This window comes from Streptomyces sp. TG1A-8, from assembly GCF_030499535.1.
Lineage (GTDB): Bacteria > Actinomycetota > Actinomycetes > Streptomycetales > Streptomycetaceae > Streptomyces.
The window spans coordinates 12,754-27,523 of sequence record NZ_JASTLB010000002.1 but is presented as its reverse complement, the minus strand read 5'-3'; the positions used below and the strand labels follow the sequence as shown (position 1 = coordinate 27,523).

Sequence of the window (14,770 nt, the reverse complement as noted above, 5' to 3'; positions counted from 1 at the left end):
GGTTTCCTTGGGGATGCTCGCTGATCCATGCGAGACCCCCGATGTCGAGCTGGTGGCGGGCGCGGGTGACGGCGACGTAAGCCAGGCGGGCTTCGCTTGGCATGATGCGTCCGGGGCGGCCAAGTTCGTCTTCTTCGGGGGGAGTGAAGTCCTCGCCGATGCGAACAGCGGGCCATTCTCTGCCTTTGGCCTTGTGGACGGTGGAGACGGTGACGTCGGCAGTGTCTTCGGAGCCGAGCTGGTCGACGGCCTTGAGGACGGCTTCGGTGCCAAGTTCGTCGACCAGTTCCACCCAGGGCAGGAGATCGGCACCGGCGGGATCGTTCTCGGCGTAGTCCTGTACTTCGCCCCAGCTTTGGAAGAGGTAGAGCTCGGGGTGGCGGGTGCCGCGTCCGTTCTTGAGGTCTTGGGCCGCTACGGCAAGGCTGCGCAAGGCGCTCCCCCCTCCGGCCATGGCGACGCGGCGGCCGGCTTCCATTTGGTGCAGGACTTCGGCCATGGCGCCGCCGTTAGTGCGGCACAGGACGGCGTCGGGGTTCTCGACTTTTTCCAGCCTGGTGGGTGTGGCGGGATGGCCGGTCAGGCGCAAGGTCGAGCGTGTGATAGGCAGCCATCTGTTGGCTTCGGATGCGAGGGCGGGGCCGAAGCGGAAGGACTGGGTGAGGGTGAGGTGGGCTCCGTCGTAGTCGGTCATGATGTCGCGAGCGCCTCGCCATGTGTAGATCTGTTGTGCGCTGTCCCCCACTAGGACGATCTGGGCGTGGGCGCGCTGAAGTTTAAGGACGTACTCGAGTGCCGGATTGGTGTCCTGAGCTTCGTCGAGCAGGATGTAGTCGGTGTGGATCCGGGGGTCGGTGAGCTGCCAGACCTTCAGGTAGTGGTCATGTTCCACTTTGAGCTTGGTTCCAGCGGGGTCCTTGACGTCGTTCCAGGCGCGTTGGGCGTAGGGCAGGACGGTGGCGGCGAGTACCCGGTGGATGTCCGGGGCTTCGGCACCGCGTTGCAGGGGGACGTGCTTGGCGTCGAGGTCTTTGTCGGCTGACTGGCAAAAGCGCAGGACCGTCTGCTTGGCGATGTAGGCCAGGCTGGTGTGTTCGAAGACCCTGTCGTTGACGGTGAGTTTCTGGCGGAGGCCGAGTAGTTCGGCAGTTTTCCAGGCTGGGACGCGGGCGCCGCCGAAACGGTGGCGGTAGCGGTGGCCGAGGGCGGCGTAGGCGAGGCCGTGGCCGGTGCTGCATTTGACGCGGGTGGGGAAGCGGCGTGCGGCTGCTTCTTTGATGGCCCGGTTGAAGGCAACGTAGAGGCCGCGGCGGGACAGGTCGGATGCTGCGACCAGCTCGAGGGTGGAGGTCTTTCCTGTGCCGGCGCCGGCTTGGAGGACGAGGTCTCTGCCTGATGCGAAGGCGGTGACCGCGGCTTGCTGCTCGTCCGTGGGAGTCAACGAGGGCACTGTGCGCACTCTCCATTCGAAATTTTCCGCAGCTTGCTGACGCGCCGCGGAGCTGCTCGAAGCGTGACAGACAGCACTGACAGAGGTCCACCGGCAATTGAGACAAGCTGACAAAGGCCGAACGCATGAGCAAATTTGGGAAGGCCTCGCGTATCTCATCACTCGAATGGCTGCTTGAGTTGCAGGAGCAGGCCTTATAAAAGATGCTTTGTGTCTGAACGTTTCCACCGGGACAGCTCACCGGTAGACAAAGGTATGCAGCCCAGCTTCGGTACCTTTCGCACAATGCGGGTTCATCAGTCGAGTCCGTCAACACTCCTAAGGCGCGACGCCATAGCTCAATGCCGCTACTGCGGCGAACGGATGGAATATTTCGACCGCTATGATCACGGCCGTATTCCCATGGTCCCCAAAGCTCTTCCCTCTGACCGGTTTCCGGTACAAATGCGCTGGCATATCCTGCGAGGTATCGCCCTGCCGGGCGATGGAGGGGAGAGCTACTGTTATGTGCCGCATCCCGCTTTCTGCGCAGCAGTCGAACACCCGGAAAGCAGTCGCGAGCTGACCGAAGTGCGCGCCCTGTTCCGGCTACGGTTCGAAAAACGTATCAAACAGGGCTTCATTCCGGTTCTACGTCCCTCGGATGAAGACGAGGTCGCCGAGCAGCACGTGGAGCCGGTGGAGGGGCTGCGCCATGTCATCGCCTATGCCAGTGCCCTGTGGCTGGCGCCTGGGAAGGTCGAGGACATCCAGTGCGTGGCGCGCGCGTGGAGGACGGGTGAGAGATGTTTGAATGCCGTGTCACACGACGAAGGCGAATGGACAGAAATCGAGATCCCATATACGCCAGGCCGTGCGGGGCAGGAAGTGCTGTGGGCCGGTTCAACCATGTGGGTCTATGCTCTCCACACACTTTACCCCGACGAATTCCGGCGGTGGATGCATCAGCATTGTACCCAGCACACAGGGGGAACCAGCAAGGACGATGCACTGCCACCCCAGTGGGTCCGCTTCCGCCCACTGGTACACGACGATTTCATTTTGCGAGAACGGCCAGCCCAGGTCGAACTACCATCACTGGCCAACATCGGCATTGCCAGGCTCGCCCTCGAACCGGAACGCACCGAGTGCGCGACACCGGACTGCCACAACGGCAGCGTTGCCAAAGTACTGGAAGGCTGGCTCTGCTATAAATGTGAACGCGCCCGGAAACACCGCGAGCGCGTTCACAGACAATGGGTCAAGCCAGACAACTGACCCTGGCCGCCGCAGCACAGCACATCCCTACAGGTCGAACTTCAGGTGTTCGACGTCGGTGAACTCCACCTCCAGGCCGTGGGCACGGCGGCCGCCGTCGCGGAAGTACATCTCGCCCAGGCCCTCGGCGGCGATGGCGCGCAGCTGCTGCTCGCTGGCGCCGGCGTCCTGGGCGTCGAACAGGCGGGCCGCGTGCTGCGGGGGCAGGGCGATGGTGAGATGACGGATGCGGGCGTCGTCGCTGGTGCCGGGTGCGGCGGTGAAGCCGAAGCGGGCGCGGGTGTCGACCACCAGGCCGGTGCTGGTGGCCGCCTGGCGCCGGGCTTGCTCGCGGATGCGGGGCTGCCAGCGGGCGCGGACGGCGTCGGCCAGGCGGGCGGCGAGGTCGGCGCGGGGCCGGCGGATCTGGTCCTTCACATAGCGCTCGACAGTGCGCTGGGAGACGCCGAGTGCGTCGGCGACCGCGCGGGTGCCCTTGAGCTGCTTGACCAGGTAGCGCATCTGCGCGCCGGCCGACTTCGGGATGGGGCGGGTGAACGCCTGCTGCACGGCGCGGTCCAGGCCGTCGGAGACGGAAGCCATCAGTGGGGTGGTCCTTGAAGATCGGCTGTAGGGGGCTGTAAGGGCCAATCACCCGGCTCGGCGAGGGAATTGACGCCGGACCGGGTGACCGACCGCCAGAGGGGCGCTCAGGGGCGTTGTCGGGTTATTGGTTGGGCAAGTCGACGAACCGGTGGTACTCAGGCTCGAAGCGCACGGTTACGTTGCCGGTGTCCTGCCAGCCGTGGACGGCGATGAGGTCGACTTCGCCGCGTCGTTGCGGAACGGTCCCGTGACGGTCGGGGCGGTGCAGGATCATCGCGGTCTGTGCTTCCTTCACGGGGGTCTCCAGCGGATTCACGTCGGAGAGCGCGGGTGGATCAGTCTCAGGGGTGTCCTCTTGCGGCATCAGATGGGCCGTCACCAGGACGGCGATGTCGCGTTTGAGGGCGAGCTGTTCCAGCGCGGCGAACGTTGCCCCTTCGGAGGGTTCGCCGTAAGCGGCCTGGCTGTACCCGTCCACGACGACGAGGGCAAGCTGCGGATGGGCGGCCAACTGCTCCATCAGATTCTCGAAGGGCCACTTTCCGGTTTTCAGCGCACGGCTCCACATCAGCAGCCGGGACCGCTCCATCGCCTCACGAGCGCGTTCGATGCGTGCGCGGCGCCCCTTATCGATCGAAAGCGGGCGGTCGATATTCACCGACGTGACGGCGGCAACCAGGTTACCCATGATCGTGTCGGTGCCGCTCTCGAAGCTAGCGAACGCGACACGGTGGCCGATCTCGTCGTTGTGGCGGGCCACGCCCAGGGCAAACGCCGTCGTGCCTGAGGATGAGCGTGCCGCGACGACCGTGACCCGCCCTCGCGGAAGCGGACCGGCTAAGGCATCGAAGTCGGACAACCCTGTCACGATTTCAGCAGAGCGCACGCGGTTCTTCATGTCTTCTCCATTTCGGAATCGGAGTGAGTGATTGGCGGCTGAATGGCGAAAATCGCTCACGCGGCCCGTCGGACGGCGATCACCCTCCCGGAGCACCCGCAGGGCTGGGACAAGAAAATCATCAGCGAGAGACACATTCGGGCGCTTTACGAGATGTGTAGGTTCTCGCCGTTCGTGTCGGATGCCAGGCTCATGCCTGCAGCTTCGTCCGCAGTCTCACGACGTGTCGGCCGTTGGAGTCTCACGCCAGTGTCGTCTGCTCGACCGCCCGCGCTGGGCGGCTTGGGCCGTCCCTCCCCTGACCTGGGCGGTCTCACGGCTGGTGTCGCATCCGACAGCGATCCGACATCGACCGTGAGATTCCGACACGGGAAATGAGATCCCACAAGGCGTGTAGGTTCTCGCTGCTCGTGTCCTACAGCGATGCCGTGACCTGCGGCTTCTCGCGGTGTCTCACGCTGTGTCCAGCCGCTCATTCTCACGGCCGTGTCCAAATCCTCGGGATCGTTCGTCGAGGGCAGGTCGCTGACCTGCGCAGTCTCGGCCAAGGCCGTCGAGTGGCCACGGTTCGTGGGAATAGGACACGGAAGGTGGGAACCTACAAGGCGGTCTATCAGGTCTGCGCCATGTCCACGAACCGGGAGTAGTGCCCCTGGAAGGCGACCGAGATCGTGGCGGTGGGCCCGTTGCGGTGCTTGCCGACGATGAGTTCGGCCTCGCCCGCGCGGGGTGATTCCTTCTCGTAGGCGTCCTCGCGGTGCAGCAGGATCACCATGTCGGCGTCGTTCTCGATCGCGCCGGACTCGCGCAGGTCGGAGACCTGTGGGCGCTTGTCCTGGCGCATCTCGGAGCCGCGGTTGAGCTGGGAGAGGGCGATCACCGGTACGCGCAGGTCCTTGGCCAGCAGCTTCAGCCCCCGGGAGATCGCGGCGACGTCCTCCTGCCGGGAGGAACCCCGGCGGCCGGCGGGGGTGATGAGCTGGAGGTAGTCCACCACCACCAGGTCGAGGCCGTCGCGGGCGGCGATGCGGCGGGTGCGGGTGCGGATGTCGGCCAGGGTCAGGCCGGGGGAGTCGTCCACGTGCAGCCGGGACTCGCCGATGGCGGGCAGGCGCCGGCCGATGCGTACCCAGTCGTCGTCGGTGACCGTGCCGCCGCGCAGATGGTGCAGCGCCACGCGGGCCTCCGCGGACAGCACGCGCATGCCGATCTCGTCCTCGCTCATCTCCAGCGAGAACAGCGCGACACCCAGGCCGTGTTCGATGGCGGCGGCGCGGGCGAAGTCGAGGGCGACGGTGGACTTGCCCATGGCCGGGCGCCCGGCCAGCACGATGAGCTGGCCGGGCTGGAAGCCCTTGGTCAGGGAGTCCAGGTCGGTGAAGCCGGTCGGCACGCCGGTGATCTCGCCCTCGTCGCGGGCACCGACGCTGTCCACGACGCGTTCCACGATCGCGGCCAGGGCGCTGCCCGGCTCGCCGGCCGTACGTTCCTCGGTGACCGCGTACATCTCCGCCTGGGCGGTGTTCACGATCTCCTCCAGCTCGCCCTCGCCCGCGTAGCCGAGCTGCGCGATGCGCGTGCCGGCCTCCGTCAGGCGGCGCAGCACCGCGCGCTCACGGACGATCTCGGCGTAGAACGCGGCGTTCGCCGCCGTCGGCACGGCCTGCACGAGGGTGTGCAGGTAGGCGGCCCCGCCGACCTTGTTGATCTCACCGCGCTTGGTCAGCGCCGCCGCGACCGTGATCGGGTCGGCGGGCTCCCCGGCCGCGTACACGTCCATGATCGTGGCGTAGATCGTCTCGTGGGCGGGCTTGTAGAAGTCCCGGCCCTTGAGGATCTCGGACACCTCGCCGATGGCGTCCTTCGACAGCAACATGCCGCCCAGCACCGACTGCTCGGACTCCAGGTCGTGCGGCGGGACCCGCTCGAAGCCGGTGGGAGGTTCGTGCTGCTGGGGGATGTCGGCGGGGGTGGTTACGGTGGTGTTCACGGAATTTCCTTCGGGGTCCGTCGCGCCCGGGGCAGGGAGGTCAAACCAGGCCCCGGGCGCACGCGTTCACACAGGTCAGTCAGAGGTTCGGGCGGTCCGTGCCGCGCCGCTTGCTGTGCAGCAGGTCGATCAGTGCCGCCGTGTCCACCCGCGAGGCGCCCTCGCGCCTGGGCCGCGACTCAAGGGCGCACTCCGGGCAGTCGTCGGCGGGGAACGCGCCCCCGCCGTGGCCGGGCTTGCGGCACACGTCGGCGGACTGCTCACGGCGCGGACGCGGCTTGACCCGGTCGTAGAGCCGCAGGTCATCGACCCATCCCGGCAGGCACTTCGTCCACGAGACCGCGCCGCCGGTGTTCTTGAAGATCTCGGCTTCCAGCAGCGCCAGGTGCTCGTCGTCCAGCCCGGTCAGCGCCGGCCAGCCCTGCGCCCGCATCGCCCGCAGCAGCCGCGGCGCGCACTTCCGCGCGGTGGCGGCACCTGCCTGCCAGCGCTTCATCTGCTGCAAGAAGCGCTCAGCGGCAGCGGTCTCCTCCGTGGGTGAAGTCGCCCGCCTCCTCCCGCTGTGACGGGAGCGACCGCGCGGGGTCAGTGAGGGGGTTGGGGGAGGAGGAATCCTCCTCCTCCGGGGGGTGTGGGGGGTGAACTCCATTGGTACCACGTGGTTTGACCTGCGGTTTTGCACCATCGACCACATGTGGTGATTGACCACGTGTGGTCATTGGTGGCATGTGGCCTGAGCTGGGCTTTTCTCCATCGACCACATGTGGTGATTGACCACGTGTGGTCATTGGTGGCATGTGGCCTGAGCTGCGGTAATCGTTAGGGGCGGGAATCCAGGATCCGGACTCGGGTTGGTCGGTCCGGCGCTGTGAGACGACGTACTGGATGCCGACGGCCTTACCGCCCTCGCCCCGGAGTCGGTGGGTCTGTACGTAGCCGGCCTCGCGCAACAGGCCCAGCTCCCGGCGCACAACATTCGCGCCGATCGGCTTCCCGTTCGCACCCTTCCAGCCGAGCTGCTCCAGCCATGCCACGAGGAACGGGACATCAAAGGTCTGGTTGGGCGGCAGGAACCACAGCGCTTGAGCGAAGGCGATGGTGAGCGGTTGCCAGCCGTGCCCGAAGAACGTCTCTTCGGTGATCGTGACGTGCGGGGCGAACTCCGACTTTTTGGTGTAAGTTGCACGGACTTCAAGGTCCGCCGAACCGTCCTTCTCCGGACGTGGAGTGTCTTGCTGGTAACGCAACGGTGGTGCATCTCCCCAGGTAGGGGAGCCGTGACCGGCAGGTGCGACCTAGAGGAATCCCAGAGCAGTGGTGTTGCGCAATCAGTTGCGCATACCCTGGGTATAGGTGACTGCGCGGACCCGAGGGTCCACGGGCATCACCCCCGGCGAGGTCACCTCACCGGACACGACTCGGAGCTTGTCAGGCGCGTGAGTCGGACTTGGAAGGGGCCCCATTGTGGTGATGGGGCCCCTTCGCCGTTACTGAGATATACGTTCTCCACCAGGGCTAGACGTCAACGTTGCATTCTTTCGCAACGGCAGGCTTGGGAGGCCCTGGTCCATGCACGCGCCGCGCGCCTGGACCAGGTACGCGAGGGAAATCCCAAGCTCGCCGTACAGGGCAACCGGATCGTTGGCGTCCTCCAGTGCTTGTGCTCGAACGGCCGCGTTGGCGGCGCGCTCGAGTTCCCGGGTGGCCGCCGGAGGGAGGGCCCCCGTGCGGCAGTGAGCGCGGAACGCTTGAACGATGTCGCCGAGTCCCGCGCTGGCAGCGACGGGGCCGGGGCCGGCCGGGGCCGTTGAAGTCGTGAGCCAACCGTCATCGCCGAGTGCCGACAGCAGCTCGGTGACGATCTCGGCGGCAGAGAGACGCATCCACTGATCCTTTCAAAGGGAGCTTGGCGGGTCTCGGCGTAAAGCCGAGGCCCGCCAAGCCGTTAGGCCAGGGGGACGGAGTACCGGAGCTTCCAGCCGTCCGACAGAACGTGCTGAGTGACCTCGATGACACGTCCATCCTCGGTGCGGCCGACGTGATCGATCGCCAGGACCGAGGCGCCGGACGGCAGACCGAATGCGGTCGCCTCATCGGCCGTGGCTGAGCGCAGGGCCACGTCCTCGGTAGCCTCGGCTCCCTGGTCGAACCCAGCCTCTCGCATTCGGCTGATGATGCCGCCCACGCCGGTGTCGATCTGGTCGACACCGGCGGCCTCGGCTACGTCCACGGGGAGGTACGTCGTGGCGAGTTGAATGAGGCGGTCGCCGTCGTACATCTTGCGGGCGCGGACGACGACTTCGCCTTCGCTGCCCAGGAGTTCGGCGACGTCAGCGGGTGCAGCCTCACGCCGAACCTCGACCTCGGACCGAGGCGTTCCGCCGCTGCGACGGAGCTCGGCGTCGTAGGCGCCGTGCGCGCCGTTCTCCTCACGCTGCGCGGTGCGGTACCGGTTGCGTGCGTCCCGGAGGATGACACCATCGGTGCCGATTGTGTTGCTAGCCATGCGAACTGCTCCTTGGTTGGGTGCGTTTTCTGGTGCCCGCGCGTGAGCGGGCTACGAGCCGATGACCCACTCGTAGGCCAGCCGCCACTTCGTACGCGGCATGACGTGCAAGCAGATTTCGACGATCCGGCCCTCGGCGGTCATGCCCTGGTGTGTGATCTCCAGGACTGCCTGGTCGGCTGGAATACCAAGCCCTGCGGCCTCCGTCTCAGAGGGGGCGCGGACCTCGATTTCCTCACGCAGGCGGACCTGTGTGTAGCCAGCCTCAGCCAGCCGGGACTTGCTGCCTCCGGGGCCGGTGTTCTGTCCCTCCAGTTGTGGACACTGGTCAGCAATGTCCGGAGGAAACCAGGAGGTGGCAAGCTGCACCACCTCGCTGACGTCATCGTTGTCGGGTCGTCCGACGGGCATTACGCGCTCACGTTTGAGGGCCTTCGTCGCGTGATGCAGCCCGAGCAGGTCCGCTACCCGCTTCGGTGGCCGCTCGCGGGCAATCACCGTGGGTAGCGGCTTGTAGACGAGACCTAGCCTGCGAATTTCCGCATCGAACGCCCCGACTGCGCCGCCCTCAGATCGTGCGGTCGGAAGGTACCGGCTGGTGCTATCCCGTAGCACCTTGCCCAGCACGAGGCTGACGTACGTGCCTTTCCCGCGACGTGAGAACACGAGGCCCTGGTCTTCCAGCAGGCCATAGACATCACGGGCCGTCTGGTAGGCGATGCCTTCTGAAGCCTGCAACTCAGGGACGCTCGGCAGGGCTGAACCGGGCGGATGCACGCCTCTTTCAATCTTCGCCGCGATGCTCGCGGCGATGCGTGGCACCTTTCCGGGCTCCCTTTTAGCCATGGCTATCGCCTCCACTCGTGATCTCCGTGTGGGATCTCTCCCTCCGATCGATGCGTCCCAGCATGACATGTCTAGTTGTCTTCCGAAAGTTGGGATCGAGATCGTCTTGGTCTGTGTCATGAAAACGCAGGTCAGAGGCCTTCTGTCTCGAAGCTTAACTAGACAGGTTGACAGGCGAGGAGTTGGGTGCGTTAATCGAACCGCGCACTCACCTAACTAGTTAAGTAAGGGGGTGGGTGCATGGAGCACAGCCATGCCTTGCTCGGGCGCGGGTGATGGCCCCTCACGAGGGGAACGACCGCGGACCGCTCGCTCAGGCGCTCTTGCTGCGAGCTGCTGTTTGACAACTCCACAGTGCATCCATCACAGCTACGACGGCCGTGAGTACGCCGGCCGAGGTGGTGGAGACCCGTCGTGAGGCGCCATTACCCCTGGTGGTGGCAGTCGGCACGCACGTGGATCCGTCGGGCGCCCATACGGGCGGTGTGGAGGAGTAAGACCCTCCACGCGCTCATTACTGACGGGGAGTGCGGAGGGCAGGCACCCTCACGACGCTAAAGAACGACGCGGCAGACCTTGATCGCAGATGACCCGCCTGGACGGATCTCCCCGGGCGGTGAGCGGTCCGCGTCTATATGAGATCCGGCGCCCGGTACGGGTCGCGCAACCTTGCAGCCTGTGCTGCCCGCCGCCGACCGCGCCCCCTGCGGGCACGGTGGCCGGCGGAGTGCGCAGGACGCACTGCTCCGTCATGGTGCGGGGCCCGCACGCGACGAACCCTCAGGGGCGCATCCCTGGGGGTTCTTGTCGCGGTCATCCCAGCAGAGAGGACAGACCACGTGCACAGCATCGCATTCCGCCCGATCCGCCCGAGCGTTCAGGACGAGATCGGCCCCCGCCGGCCGGGCGCCATCTACCAGAACAGCGACGGCCGGTTTGAGGTCCTGGCGCTCATCACCGACCCGGTCGACGCTGCCGTGCTGCTGCGCCGTGACGGCGCGCGGTGGGCGGTCATCGTCCGCGACACCTTGCGCCCGGACGGCCAGCCGTTCGCGGTCGGCACGGTGTGGACGACGTCGGACTATCTGATCCGTCCCGCCAGGGACACCGCCGCTTACGCACCGGCCGCCTGACGGCCTGCGCCAGTCCACCCGCCGTCACGACTCGTGAACAAAGCCAACCCGCCCGAGAACGACAACGAAAGCTGAGGAACAGATGAGTCTGCGCAGGAGGGCCATTCAGATGTCGGTCGAGGCCGACCAGATCGAGGAGCACGCCGACAGCGCCACGGAGGCCGAGCCGGCCGACCGCGCCGCCCTCTACGCCCGGGCCCGGGAGTTACGCGAGGAGGCCGGCCTGATCGCCGACGCCGTCCGGCTCACCCTCGACTGACGCGCCGCTCGGCGCCTGGTCCAAGCCGTCACGGTCCGGCACCCCACGCGAGTGATGTGTGGGGTGCCGGGCCGCGCCCGCTTGGGCGGTGGCCGGCCCTCCGGCCGGCCACACAAGGCGACAGCCCCGGAAGGTCAGTTCCGGGGCTGTCCGGTCAACAGGAAGGGTGGAACTCCCTTTGACCAGCACGATCATGACACGCCCCCACGTCACCCGCACAGACCCCGGCCACACCCCGGGACGCTTCTGCACCGTTCCTACGGCGGGCGTGGCGGAGACGGCCGAGGAGATCGGCCGGGAGGACGACGCGGCCGGCTTCGAGCCGGAGGACGCCTTCCGCCGGGTCCTGGCCGCCATCAACTCCCACCGCACCGGCCGGTCCGCGCGGCCGGTCCGGCCGCACCGCGCCGACCCGGCCGCCGCGCTCGGCGCCCACCTCCTGGCCGCCGTCCACACCCAGGACGCCGTAATCCCCGCCCACCGCCGCGCACCGCGCACGCTGGCGCAGATGCGTACCCGTCTGGCGGCGGTGGCGATCTACGAGGAGGACGACGACGCGTGCGGGGTGTGCGGCTTCTGGCAGTGCCGCTGCGGCCAGGCCCGCACCTCGCCCGCCCCGGCCCGGGCGCACGCGAGTGCCGGCGGCCAGTGCTCCGAGTGCGGCGGCCGGTTCGAGGGCTGGCCCGGTGGCGTCTGCGACGCCTGCCGCGCCGCCGGCCGCGGCTGATGCCGCACCTCATAAAAGCGGCCCGGGCAGCGCAGCACCGCGCCGCCCGGGCCGCCACCACCGTCGGCCCCGCGCACCCGCTCACCCGCCTGCTGCTCGCGGCCGCCGCCCTGGCCGCCGCCGCCGCGTGGGACGCCGGACACCGCGTGGCCGACCTGCACCACCGCCTTGCGCACCACAAGGAACGGCCCGTGCCCGACGGCCTGTACCAGCGCTACCAGGCAGCGCACCGCGCCCACCAGGCGCACCGCACCCACTGCACCCACTGCACCGACCACGCCCGCTGCCCCGCAGGGGAGCGGCTGTGGTCGGCCTTCGAGCGGCTGCAAGACACCTACCTCACACGCCAGCGCAGCACCCGCTGAGCTGGACAACCCGGATCCGCACGTTCAAAGGAGAGACACATGGCCTGGCCGAGCAAGACCGTCCCGGACTTCACCGATGACGAGCTGGCCACCGCGATCGAGCAGCACGAGCACAGCGCGGACCCGGTCAACCGCCAGATCGCGCAGGGCTGCATCCGCGAATGGGAGAGCCGCCGAGGAATCACCAGCGACAGCGACTGACTGTCTGCCGGTTGCCTGACCTGCACGGCCCTCGCCTGCATTCGGCGGGGGCCGTGCGCGGTCCAGGGGAGCCGCCCTGGCCGCCGCCGCCGCGTGGGACGCCGGATACCGCGTGGCCGACCTGCACCACCGCCTCTCGCACCACAAGGAACGGCCCGTGCCTGAGGGCCTGTACCAGCGCTACCAGGCAGCGCACCGCGCCCACCAGGCGCACCGCACCCACTGCACCCACTGCACCGACCACGCCCGCTGCCCCGCAGGGGAGCGGCTGTGGTCGGCCTTCGAGCGGCTGCAAGACGCCTACCTCAACCGGTTGAAAAACCGCCCCTGACAACCCGACAAGGAGAACGCATGGACCGCATTACTCGCGCCCGTATGAACCGTGCATGTGAAGCCGATTACTGGGCGAACACCGCTGCCCCGCGTGCAGACGCGGCAGCTGCCTCCGCTGAACGCACCGCCGCCGACCCGACCAAGTCCGCGCACGTCCGCACGTGCGCGGCCCGGGCGGCCACGAGCGCGCGCGAGAACGCCGCCGAGTACCGCTACATCGCGGACACCCTGCGCGCCGGTGAAATCCCGGACGGCTACTGACCGTCTGCCGGTTGCCTGACCTGCACGGCCCCCGCCTCCAGCCGGCGGGGGCCGTGCGCGGTCCAGGGGAGCCGGACAGCCCCCGTTTCGGTCCCATCGGCCGCTGTTTCGGGAACGCCTCGCCGCGTTTCGGGAGCGGCCCCCCTCGTTTCGCCCGCACCCTGAACGCCCTTCTCTGGAGGCTTCCGTGACGATCACTGAGACGCCGCAGACGGCGGCTCTTAACGCCCCCGCTTCGCGCCCACCGACCGCTGTTTCGGACGCAGCCGCACCCGTTTCGGGAACGCGGGGAAGCGTTTCGGGAACAGTGAAGCGGAAGCCGATCAAGCCCGGGCGTGACCGGCTGATGACCGCGCTGTCGGCGGCCGCCGCTCTCGGCGGCACGCTCGTCGGGGTCATCGGTTTCGCGATGTCCTACAGCACCCTCGCCAAGGTGGCTCTGGCCTGGGGGTTCAGCAAGGATCTGGCGCCCTGGTTCCCGGTCGGTGTGGATGCGTCGATCATCGCGTTCCTCGCGCTGGACCTGTACCTGATCCGCAAGGACACCCCGTGGCCGCTGCTGCGCATGGCCGCGCACGGCATGACAGCCGCCACCGTGTGGTTCAACGCCAGCTCGCAAGGCCACATCGGCGACGACCCGGTCAAGGCTGCCAGCCACGGTGTCATGCCGGTGCTGTTCGTGATCGGTGTGGAGGCCGCCCGCCGCCTGATCATCCAAAAGGCCAGGCTGGAGGCCGGTACAGCGGTCGACCGGATCCCGCTGCACCGCTGGATCCTCGCCCCCCTGGACACTCCGCGCTTTTACCGCCGGATGCGGCTGTACGCGGTCGCCTCCTACGAGGAGATGGTCCGGCGTCAGCAGGACCTCATCGCCTATGAGCAGTGGCTCAAGCGCAAGTACAAGGGCGATCTGTCCAAGGCGACCGACGATGAGCGGCTGCCGATGACGATGGCCCCGTACGGCTACACCGTCACTGAGGCGCTCGCGCTGCCTGAGCAGCAGGAACGCGAGGCACAGGCACGGGCGGAGGAAGCCGAGCGCCGGCGCCTGGACGCCGAGACACGCCAGGAACTGGCGCGGAAGAAAGCCGAGGCCGAGCGCCTGGAAGCGGAGGGCAAGCTCGAAGCACTCCGCGCCCGGGTGGAAGGCGAGACGGGCCAGGCCCGCGCCCATGCTCGCGCCCAGGTCAGCGCCGCAGAGCGGGCCGCCGCTCTGGAGCAGGAGGCTCTGGACAACGCGTTGGTCGCCGAAGCCCGCGCCCGTGAGACGCAGGCGGAGCGCAAGGAGGCCCAGGAGCGCCAGGCGAAGGCCGATGCGGACCTGCGCGCGGCGGAGCTGGAGCGCCAGGCGGCCCAAAAGCGGAAGGAAGCGGCGGAGGCCGACCGGGTCGCCGCGGCGGAGGCTCAGGCGATCGAGACTCAGACCATCGCCGAAGCCCGCAGGGCCGCTGCCGAAGCGGATCGGGTCGCTGCCGAAATCGAGAAAACTGCCGCCGAAGCCCGCCGCGCTGCCGCCGAAGCCGACCGCAAGAAGGAGGAGGAAGAGAGCCGCAAGAAGGTCGCTCTCGCCGACGCGGCGCACGCCGAGAAGAAGGCTGCCGAAGCCAAGCTGGCCGCTGCCGAAACGCGGCGCGCTGCTGCCGAAATCGAGCGGCGCGCGGTCGAAGCCGAGGATGTCGCCAAGCTCAAGCCGCGCGAGCGAGCGGTCCGCCGCGTCGCCCGGATGATCCTCGCCGTCGGCGGTGCAGCCGAGCGGCTGCCGCTCGCCGACATTCAGCACGAGCTGGAGGTCGCCTCGCCGAGCACCGCGTCTGAGTACCGCCAGGAGGCGGCCGACCTGCTCGCCTCCGGCTACCGGCCCTGACCCGATCACCGTCCGGCACACACCAGTGAGGGCCAGCCCGCGGCAATCGGGCTGGCCCTTCGCTGCGACTGCCGGAAAGCAGTCCCAGTCCCACA

At 67.9% G+C, this 14,770-nt stretch carries 18 protein-coding genes; 9 read left to right on the top strand and 9 right to left on the bottom strand.

Features of this window, described 5'->3' with window-relative positions:
• On the bottom strand, positions 1–1,450 hold a 1,450-nt coding region (locus QQY24_RS31960), incomplete at its 3' end, for a UvrD-helicase domain-containing protein (RefSeq protein WP_367658063.1).
• Between the two features lie 255 nt (positions 1,451–1,705).
• On the opposite strand from QQY24_RS31960, the gene QQY24_RS31955 reads away from it, so the two are divergent.
• Positions 1,706–2,707, top strand: a complete 1,002-nt coding sequence (locus QQY24_RS31955) for a DUF6083 domain-containing protein (protein ID WP_367658064.1) — start codon at positions 1,706–1,708, stop codon at positions 2,705–2,707.
• A 27-nt stretch (positions 2,708–2,734) separates the two neighbouring features.
• Here QQY24_RS31955 and QQY24_RS31950 read toward each other — a convergent pair whose 3' ends face one another.
• The 8 genes from QQY24_RS31950 to QQY24_RS31915 form a co-directional block, all read right to left on the bottom strand.
• Entirely contained in the window at positions 2,735–3,289 is a 555-nt protein-coding gene (locus QQY24_RS31950) for a helix-turn-helix domain-containing protein (RefSeq protein WP_301976463.1), read from the bottom strand.
• 124 nt (positions 3,290–3,413) lie between these two features.
• The gene (locus QQY24_RS31945; RefSeq protein ID WP_301976462.1) at positions 3,414–4,190 is read right to left on the bottom strand and encodes a DnaB-like helicase C-terminal domain-containing protein; all 777 of its coding nucleotides are present in this window, start codon (positions 4,188–4,190) and stop codon (positions 3,414–3,416) included.
• Positions 4,191–4,803: 613 nt separating this feature from the next.
• Positions 4,804–6,180, bottom strand: coding sequence for a replicative DNA helicase (dnaB, locus tag QQY24_RS31940; protein WP_367658062.1), 1,377 nt, complete (start codon positions 6,178–6,180; stop codon positions 4,804–4,806).
• Between the two features lie 79 nt (positions 6,181–6,259).
• Complete coding sequence (locus QQY24_RS31935; RefSeq protein ID WP_301976461.1) at positions 6,260–6,685, bottom strand: hypothetical protein; 426 nt, start codon at positions 6,683–6,685, stop codon at positions 6,260–6,262.
• A 7-nt stretch (positions 6,686–6,692) separates the two neighbouring features.
• The gene (locus QQY24_RS31930) at positions 6,693–7,427 is read right to left on the bottom strand and encodes a hypothetical protein (protein WP_301976460.1); all 735 of its coding nucleotides are present in this window, start codon (positions 7,425–7,427) and stop codon (positions 6,693–6,695) included.
• Positions 7,428–7,667: 240 nt separating this feature from the next.
• The gene (locus QQY24_RS31925) at positions 7,668–8,063 is read right to left on the bottom strand and encodes a hypothetical protein (RefSeq protein ID WP_301976459.1); all 396 of its coding nucleotides are present in this window, start codon (positions 8,061–8,063) and stop codon (positions 7,668–7,670) included.
• A gap of 62 nt (positions 8,064–8,125) precedes the next feature.
• Entirely contained in the window at positions 8,126–8,686 is a 561-nt protein-coding gene (locus QQY24_RS31920) for a UTRA domain-containing protein (RefSeq protein ID WP_301976458.1), read from the bottom strand.
• A gap of 51 nt (positions 8,687–8,737) precedes the next feature.
• Positions 8,738–9,508, bottom strand: coding sequence for a GntR family transcriptional regulator (locus QQY24_RS31915; protein WP_301976457.1), 771 nt, complete (start codon positions 9,506–9,508; stop codon positions 8,738–8,740).
• A gap of 863 nt (positions 9,509–10,371) precedes the next feature.
• Between QQY24_RS31915 and QQY24_RS31910 the strand changes: the two genes are divergently transcribed.
• The 8 genes from QQY24_RS31910 to QQY24_RS31875 all read left to right on the top strand — a co-directional run bounded on the left by QQY24_RS31910 (position 10,372) and on the right by QQY24_RS31875 (position 14,675).
• Positions 10,372–10,665, top strand: a complete 294-nt coding sequence (locus QQY24_RS31910) for a hypothetical protein (RefSeq protein ID WP_301976456.1) — start codon at positions 10,372–10,374, stop codon at positions 10,663–10,665.
• Positions 10,666–10,747: 82 nt separating this feature from the next.
• Positions 10,748–10,924, top strand: a complete 177-nt coding sequence (locus QQY24_RS31905; protein WP_301976455.1) for a hypothetical protein — start codon at positions 10,748–10,750, stop codon at positions 10,922–10,924.
• A 193-nt stretch (positions 10,925–11,117) separates the two neighbouring features.
• Positions 11,118–11,651, top strand: a complete 534-nt coding sequence (locus QQY24_RS31900) for a hypothetical protein (protein ID WP_301976454.1) — start codon at positions 11,118–11,120, stop codon at positions 11,649–11,651.
• Positions 11,651–12,016 (top strand): hypothetical protein, encoded by a 366-nt coding sequence (locus tag QQY24_RS31895; protein WP_301976453.1) that lies wholly within the window; start codon positions 11,651–11,653, stop codon positions 12,014–12,016. The genes QQY24_RS31900 and QQY24_RS31895 overlap by 1 nt, the downstream gene beginning before the upstream one ends.
• Before the next feature lie 39 nt (positions 12,017–12,055).
• Positions 12,056–12,217: a hypothetical protein gene (locus QQY24_RS31890; protein ID WP_301976452.1), complete on the top strand. Its 162-nt coding sequence runs from the start codon at positions 12,056–12,058 to the stop codon at positions 12,215–12,217.
• Positions 12,218–12,374: 157 nt separating this feature from the next.
• Entirely contained in the window at positions 12,375–12,548 is a 174-nt protein-coding gene (locus QQY24_RS31885) for a hypothetical protein (protein ID WP_301976451.1), read from the top strand.
• A gap of 20 nt (positions 12,549–12,568) precedes the next feature.
• Positions 12,569–12,811 (top strand): hypothetical protein, encoded by a 243-nt coding sequence (locus QQY24_RS31880; protein ID WP_301976450.1) that lies wholly within the window; start codon positions 12,569–12,571, stop codon positions 12,809–12,811.
• A gap of 187 nt (positions 12,812–12,998) precedes the next feature.
• On the top strand, positions 12,999–14,675 hold the full coding sequence (locus QQY24_RS31875) for a DUF2637 domain-containing protein (protein WP_301976449.1): 1,677 nt from the start codon (positions 12,999–13,001) through the stop codon (positions 14,673–14,675).
• The last annotated feature ends 95 nt before the right edge of the window (positions 14,676–14,770 follow it).

Coding starts and splice junctions, on each gene's coding strand:
- QQY24_RS31955 (WP_367658064.1), top strand. CDS start 1,706: ATGCAGCCCAGCTTCGGTACCTTTCGCACAATGCGGGTTCATCAGTCG.
- QQY24_RS31950 (WP_301976463.1), bottom strand. CDS start 3,289: ATGGCTTCCGTCTCCGACGGCCTGGACCGCGCCGTGCAGCAGGCGTTC.
- QQY24_RS31945 (WP_301976462.1), bottom strand. CDS start 4,190: ATGAAGAACCGCGTGCGCTCTGCTGAAATCGTGACAGGGTTGTCCGAC.
- QQY24_RS31925 (WP_301976459.1), bottom strand. CDS start 8,063: ATGCGTCTCTCTGCCGCCGAGATCGTCACCGAGCTGCTGTCGGCACTC.
- QQY24_RS31920 (WP_301976458.1), bottom strand. CDS start 8,686: ATGGCTAGCAACACAATCGGCACCGATGGTGTCATCCTCCGGGACGCA.
- QQY24_RS31905 (WP_301976455.1), top strand. CDS start 10,748: ATGAGTCTGCGCAGGAGGGCCATTCAGATGTCGGTCGAGGCCGACCAG.
- QQY24_RS31900 (WP_301976454.1), top strand. CDS start 11,118: ATGACACGCCCCCACGTCACCCGCACAGACCCCGGCCACACCCCGGGA.
- QQY24_RS31895 (WP_301976453.1), top strand. CDS start 11,651: ATGCCGCACCTCATAAAAGCGGCCCGGGCAGCGCAGCACCGCGCCGCC.
- QQY24_RS31890 (WP_301976452.1), top strand. CDS start 12,056: ATGGCCTGGCCGAGCAAGACCGTCCCGGACTTCACCGATGACGAGCTG.
- QQY24_RS31880 (WP_301976450.1), top strand. CDS start 12,569: ATGGACCGCATTACTCGCGCCCGTATGAACCGTGCATGTGAAGCCGAT.